The 7,793-nt window shown below is 35.3% G+C and carries 3 protein-coding genes; all 3 read right to left on the minus strand.

Features of this window, described 5'->3' with window-relative positions; all coding sequences use genetic code 11:
* Positions 1–289: 289 nt before the first annotated feature.
* On the minus strand, positions 290–5,122 hold the full coding sequence (locus MK119_RS06305) for a choice-of-anchor L domain-containing protein (RefSeq protein ID WP_290671945.1): 4,833 nt from the start codon (positions 5,120–5,122) through the stop codon (positions 290–292).
* Between the two features lie 209 nt (positions 5,123–5,331).
* Positions 5,332–7,428 (minus strand): gliding motility-associated C-terminal domain-containing protein, encoded by a 2,097-nt coding sequence (locus tag MK119_RS06310; protein ID WP_290671946.1) that lies wholly within the window; start codon positions 7,426–7,428, stop codon positions 5,332–5,334.
* 102 nt (positions 7,429–7,530) lie between these two features.
* On the minus strand, positions 7,531–7,793 hold a 263-nt coding region (locus tag MK119_RS06315; RefSeq protein WP_290671948.1), incomplete at its 5' end, for a T9SS type B sorting domain-containing protein.

Below are 7,793 nucleotides of genomic sequence, written 5' to 3' on the forward strand. Positions count from 1 at the left end.
TTCTTTAGACTCCAGCCTCTTTTTTTTATGAATTCCTTTTTGAGTTAAGTATTTTTAAACAGGATTGTTACCGTCGCTAAACCACTTTCCAGTATCCATGATTCTAATCACTCATGTACCATCGGAAGCTGATAGAAATGCATATAGTTTGAAGTTTAGTGAAGAATTTTAAAAATGACATTGCAGTTGGCTGCAATTCTTCTATTTTCTTGGTTTCTTGAATATCATTTAAAATAGTCAAGTACTCAGAATCATTTATATCATCAAATTTTTTCACAGATATAAGTGACTATCGTTTCAGGGTAAAATGTCCTTTAATATCAAACGAATCTGGTCCGTCTTTTATTTCTGCTAAGAACCAATAATCACTCGATGGCATTCTGCGTCCTCTGTAATTTCCGTCCCATCCTGGATCGCTAGCACGTAAGGTTTTTAGAAGTTTTCCATAGCGATCAAAAATGTACACAACCGATTTTGGAAGTGTTTCTATTCCGATAATGTGCCAAGTGTCATTATAGCCATCGTTATTTGGCGTCACAAATTTGATATAATCTACCACCACAACTTCTTCACTTACTTCTCCACAACCATTAACGTCTAATACAGTTACGACATGATAGCCTGGTCCAACATATTCAAAAACGTTTGAAATCTGTGGCGTTCCACCATCTAAAACATATAAATAATCTCCGTTTCCACTTGCAGTTACGGTGATGGTATTATTATCCGAGAAATTTACTACATCTACTTCTACAATCGTAGCCAATTCAGACTCGTTGACATTAAAGCTTGCGGTTTCTTGACAACCAAACTGGCTTGTTACAGTTACAGTATAGGTACCGACAGAAGTAATATCAATAGATGCTGATGTTTCTCCTGTAGACCAAAGATATGAGCTTCCAATATCAGAACCAGCAGTTACGGTTAAAGGAAGATCATTCAAACATAGTGTAATATCATCTGGTAAATCAATTACAGGAAGCGGATGAATAATGGTCATAAATGAAGTTGTAGAAAAACAACCTGTTACATTATTTTCGACACGAGCAAAAATGATTTGTTCATCGAATGCATTGTATAATGGCGGTAATGGACTTACATCATTTTCTGCGTCTTCTATACTTACATGGTAACTTACCGTAAATAGTCCAGGATTTTGTGTGCCTAATATGGTTGCAGACTGCGTGGAGAAGTCAAAAGTTTGTGTATTATTCGCATTATCACTAATACATGCTTCCATATCACTTACAGGGTTTGCTATAGGATTTGGATTTATAGTTACATTAATACTTTGTACAAAGAAACAACCTGTCGTATCATTTTCAGCTCTGATAAAAATGGTTTCTGGATTTGAAATGTATGAATAAATATCAGGAAGTTCGTTGGTATCACTTTGTGCATCAGCAGCAGAACCATAGTACGATATTGAAACTCCCGTTGGATCATCGATAATGATGTCGTCGATTTGACGTAAATCTAGAGTGCCAGGCACTTCGGAATCACAAAAAGTAGTTTCTGCTATATTGTTTAATAAAGGAGGTAAATTCACATTTAATGTAAATGGAATAATGACATAACATCCCGAAATTGTATTGATCAATCGTACAAAGATTGGTTGTGGATTGTTACTGTTAGTATAATTTGTAGGATCTGGAATTACATTTGTACCGTTTTCAGCGTCGTCTTCTGTTTCATGATAGGTAATTATAACATCGTCTTGACGAATATTTAAGATAGAGAACTCAGCTTCGGTTAAATCAAACACAACTTGTCCGTCATAATCTGTATCACAAACTGTAACATCTGGTGCTGGATTTGCTTCTGGAACTTGAACTACATTCAATGCAAAATCTACAACAGTATGACAGTTAGAATCATTAGATATTCTAACATAGACTGCTTGCGGATTTGAAGTGTTTGTTATGGTATTTCCAATAGGATTTACATCATTTTCGGCATCTTCTTCCGTGTTATGAAAAGTAACCGTTAAATTTTGAGGAATTCCTGCAGAAATTTCATCTCGGGTTGTTGTTAAATCAAATGTATCGATACCATCATTTGTAATGTCATCACACACAAAAATATCTGTAGGGTCATTATACATTGGAGCAGGACTTACTTGAATTACAAAATCGGATACAGCAAAACAATCAGGATCTGTATCATTTTCTATACGGACATGAATGGTTTGTGGGTTTGTTTGATTTGCATATGGAAGTGTTTTGTCGATTTCATTGGTTTTGTCCAATGCATCTTGTGCAGTAGGATAGTAGAGAACAGTCATATTGGTTTGACCGTTTAATATTTCATCATCTCTAGTTTCCAAAATAAAGTTTTCCGTTTGATCGGTATCAGTTTCACATAATTGATATATATCTGTGGCAACTACTGCAGGAATCGTATTCACAATAATCGGTAATTCAACCGTAGCAAAACAACCTGTGATGGCATTTTCTACACGTAAAAAGGCAGAAGTACTTGCCGTATTGTATGCTGTTGGATCAGTAATGATATCAGTATTATTCGCAACACCGCTTCCAGAGGTATGGTAAGAAATATTGATATCTGTAAGATCAGCAATTATTTCTGGAAGACTAAGCGTTAAATTTACGTCAGCAATTCCATCAGTATCGTCGTCGCAAATTAAAATTGTACTTGGTTCATTGACTTCAGGTGCAGGTAATACTTCTAACATGAACGAGCCAATATCTGAACAAAATGTACTCGTATTTCTGTAACGGAAAAATATCTCCTGAGGGTTAGACGAGTTTACAATAGGTTCTGTAATTGGATTTGCAGAAACCGCAGCATCAGCAAATGTTAAATAGTATATGATTTCAAATCCAGTTTCGGTACCTAAAATATCAGCATTAAACATTTGTAAATCTACAAGAGCAATTGCATTTGAGTTTGTGTCGCAAGCTGTAAGTGTGCCAACAGTTGGGGCAGATACAAACGGATTTACAGTCAGTTGGATAGAAGAAACATCTTCACAGCCAGTATCAGTATCTGTTAGTAGTAAAAATAGTTCCTGTGGGTTGGAAGTGTTGCTGAATGGAACACCAGTATCTATTGGATTTACATTATTATTGCGATCGTCTTCTGTTAAAAAGAATTGAATATTTACAAAAGCTAAATCGTTTTGAATAGATGTATAAATAGCTAATAAATCAAATTCAAATACGCCGTCGTTACTTGGATCATCACAGCGATTTACGGCAGCAATATTGGTAGCTGTTAAAAGTGCATTTGCATGAATATTGAATTGTGTAACGGTATAACAACCAGAGTCATTATCAACTACGCGGATGTATAATGTTTGTTCTTGCGGATTGGTATTGTCAAAAGCTGTAATATCTGTGATAGGATTGTCACCTGTTTCCGCATCTTCAGGTGTGGTGTGTACTGTGGTAGTTACACCTGTAAGTCCAGCTGTAGTTTCAGCTAAAATATCTGTTAAATCAAAAGTTGCAAAGCCATCGTGTTCTGGGTCACAAGCATCTAATAAGTTCCTCACTGGTGTTGTCAGTACAGGAGATGTTCCAACATTTATATCTAAAGTTGTCATGCTTACACAACCTGTTTCTGTATTAACTACACGCACAAAAACCGTATTGTTAGGCCCTGTATTGGTATAGTTATTTACAATTGGATTTATATTATTTTCAGCATCACTTTGTGTAAAGTGATAAGTAACTCCAAGAACAGGATTCATTCCCGTAATTTCGTCGTTTCTAACCGTTAAATTAGTTTGTGTAATTCCGTCATCATCTTCATCACATACATCAATAGGTGTAGGTTCATTTATTACAGGTAAGTTGTTCACAACTAAGTTGAAACTCGTAAATGATAAACACCCATTGTCAATATCTAACACACGCACAAAAATTTCTTGAGGAGATGTTGTGTTATCAATTGTCGTAGGTAATGCATTAGTATCATTATCAGCATCATTCTGTGTAGGGTGATAACTTACGGTATAATTTGCTGGAGGAACTGTAGCTAATATTTCAGGTTCTTTAATTGTTAAGTTAAAACTCTCTACACCGACGGCGCCTGTATCATCACACAATTCGTAATCAGTAACTGGACCAGCAGTTTGGGCAGCATTTAAAGTAACAACTACTGTGTCTTCTATCGTACAGCTTTCTGTTCCAACAGGAATGGTAATTTCAACACGATATGTTCCCGTTAGTACGGCATCATGAGTAGTATTCGTACTTCCAGGAATTGGAACTCCATTTCTAAACCATTGATAGGTTGCTAGTGGATTTCCAATATCTCCATCCAATAAATATGAGTTGGCACAAGTAGTGATATCGGGACCTAAATCAACTGTTGCGTTGAAACTACTTCCTTCTATGAAGATAGCAGAATCTGCATTTTGATCAGTTCCATCAGCGAGTACTAATTTGATATGATATTGTTCATTTGGAATTAAGTTTGCAGTTGCAGTCAATACAGTTGTACGTCCGTTATAGTTGGTATCGCCTAAATTGTATCCTTCAAAATACTCTTCGTTTTCTGCAGGACAGAAACCTACAATTTCATCGTGAATTACACTTGTACTTACAGGAATATTTGTTCCCGGAACTACAGCAATATTTGTGTATGGACCTGAACTTGCTGCGGGTCTAATTAAAAAAGCAAAGCTATCCGAAAATCGACACGGGAAATCCTCAGCATATTCTTCAGAAGCTAATAAATAATTAAAACTAATTTGATTGGTAACGGCAATAAAGTCAAATTCAATTGAAGTTGCATTCAAAGTATTGTTAACACCTAAAACTGCTTCAAGATCAGGATCTGTTCCCCAATTTGTAGTTCCGCTATTCAGTGGTATTGGATTTTGACCATTACCTGCGTCGGATGCTCTACCAGAGGTTAATACCAAACCATTTGCAAAAGGGAAATTGGAACCAGCTTGATTAAACGCAGCGTAACTAGCAAAACCATCAACGTTTCCGTTAATATTTGAAGTAACATTAGAAATTTCAACACAGCCTTGCACTAATTGTTCTACAAGTTGTTGTAGCGTAAATGATTCGTTAGTAGTTACTTGTTGCGCAGAAACTATTTGGTAGGCGCAAATAGTAAAAAGCGTTAGGATTACTTTTTTCATAGGTATGGGGTTAAGTCATTTTTGTGACTAAAACGGTTTGAACTGGGCAGGCTCTAGCGTTTGGGTTCTAGGTCATTGTAAATTATGAACAAATATATACATAATTTCAAGCCTTTAAAATTGTTTTTAGTACACAAAACTTAATTTTAAAGTTTGCTATTCATCCACACTAAAATACAGAAAATCAAGGAGATTATTGTAAAGAAAACTTAATTATTCTGTAAATATACCCAACCTGTATAGGTTTGCTCTAATAATAAAGGACTTGCGAGTGTATTTTCATCGTTTAAATAAAGTACATAAAAATAGGTTCCTGTAGGAAGTTTTTTGTTTTTTGGAGTACCTCTGTTTGAATATCCATCCCAACGTGAGGTATTTTTATTTCCAACAAAGATGAGTATGCCGTATCTGTTGTAGATATAAATTTCATGATTTGGATGTGCTTCCAAATTTACTATGTTGAAAACATCATTTTTTCCATCATTATTTGGAGAAAAACCATTAGGAATATAAATTTCACAATCATCTACAATTAATTCAAAACTGGTTGAAGAAATACAACCCAATAGGTTTTCTATAGTTACATAAATCGTTTGCGGATTTGATGTATTGTCAAAAGCAGTAGGAGTTATGATTTCATCCTGAAATGTCCCATCTGAATTGGCTGTTTCATAATAGCTAAAGATGAGGTTTGAATCCGTATTTATGTTCGTCTCATTGAGTGTTAAATCGAAAGTCACAGATTCGGTTTCGTCCAACTTACAAGCTTCTAAATCTTCTGGTTGCATTACTTCAGGACTTTCTAAAAGAATCAATTCAAAATTTCCAATAGAATTACAAAGTGTGATGCTATTGGTGACTTTTATGAAAATTTCTGCGGGATAATTAGTAGTACTGTATGAATCAGGATTTGTAATGGCATCTGTATTGTTTAAAGCATCTAGTAATGTTTCAAAATATTCAAAAGTAAATGAAGGATCACTAAAAAAACTTTCTTGAGCAGTTAAGTCAAATACAATACTTTCAATATTGTCACAAAGTTCTAAAGCAGGCAATATTGGGATCACTGGTGAAGTAGGTAAGGTGAAACTTTGTAAAGCGCTGTTATTATCTTCGTTGATTTCATCTACAGTTCCTGTGCTAGTTCCGTCATCATCAACTACAATTAAAAGGTCAAATGTATTTGGAATTGTTGTAGGGATCGTTACAATAATTGTTTGCTGTGTGCTTCCACCGATAGTTAGTGCTACTTGTGTTACATCAGTTGCAATCAAAACACCATCAGTATATAACGCAATTGATGTATTTTGAGCTAAAACAGCTGTACTATTTGTGTTTGAAATGGTATAAGTAATTTCCAAACCACGCGATTCACATTCACTATCAATTTCATCAATAACAACGGTTGCATCAGGAAGTTGGCTGTTTAGAACTGTAATGATATTATTAATCATCACAAAATCTTGCCCTGAAGTCAATGAGATAGTTGCTTCTGTATCACCAATACTGATGTTGTTTTGAATATTGTAAAAATCAATATCCATGTTGTACAGATTAGAAGCGCCTGTAAAACTATTTGTTCCATTAAACGCATTATCTGCAGGATTCAAAGGTAAGTTTGAAATAATAGTGCCATTCACACGTAAAGACTCATTCACGCTTAAAGCTTGATCGCCTTCCCATGCAATGAATCCTATTTTTGCGCCCATATTATCAAAAACGTTGAGGTTGTCAAGTGTAATCTCCAATTCTTCAGGAACACTTTCTAATCCATCATATACATTTAATTGATTCAAAGGAAGCGAAGGATTTTCATAAATAACTGTAATAGCCCAACCTCCAAAATTTGTACCTGTTGGGCAGTAAGGTGCAATGACTGAAGTAAGATCAAATTCACTCACTGTATACAAACCGTTTCCTTCAGCTTGGACAATAGCAGTAACATCTGCAAAAGCAGCAAAAAAGGTGCGATCTGCAGTTAATGCATCACTAAAAGTACGTTCTGCAGTTACTGGAATTCCGTTAAGTTCAATGTCAAAATCTCCATCATCGGAACCTGCCCAATATAAATAAGCTGCGACCATTGTTTGATCTGCAGCTAATGTTAAAGTAGCGCTAGAACTAGTGTTGATTAGACAAGGACCTGTTGTGCCATTTTCAACAGTATTGAGTGTGTTTCCAAACGCGGTATAGTCAAAACGACCATTAAATTGTTGGAATAAGGAAATGTCTTGAGCAATTATGTGATGTGTGCTAAAACAGCAACACAGAAACAGAAGAACGCTTATATAAGTTTGCTTTTTCACACATTTTTGTTTTTTCCTTGAAATTAACAAATTCTTACCTCATAAAAAAACCGAAGCTATTTTTCTCCGGTTTTTTTTGATTCTATATTATTGTTGATGTTTTTATCTCTTTAAAGTAAAGTGATTGATAAATTCTTTTGCCGTTCCATCAAATGGATCTACATATTCCACTCTAAACCAGTAATCCTGTGATGGCATTGGCGAACCATTATACGTTCCATCCCATCCAATACCTGCTGGACTAATCTGCTTGAGCAGTTTTCCATACCTGTCAAAGATGTAAATCTTTGCACTCGGTTGGTTCCTAAGTCCAATGATGTTCCATGTTGGATGATATGCATCTCCATTTGGCGTAAAGAACTTCA

The organism is Kordia sp. (assembly GCF_022447245.1).
Classification (GTDB): Bacteria; Bacteroidota; Bacteroidia; order Flavobacteriales; family Flavobacteriaceae; genus Kordia.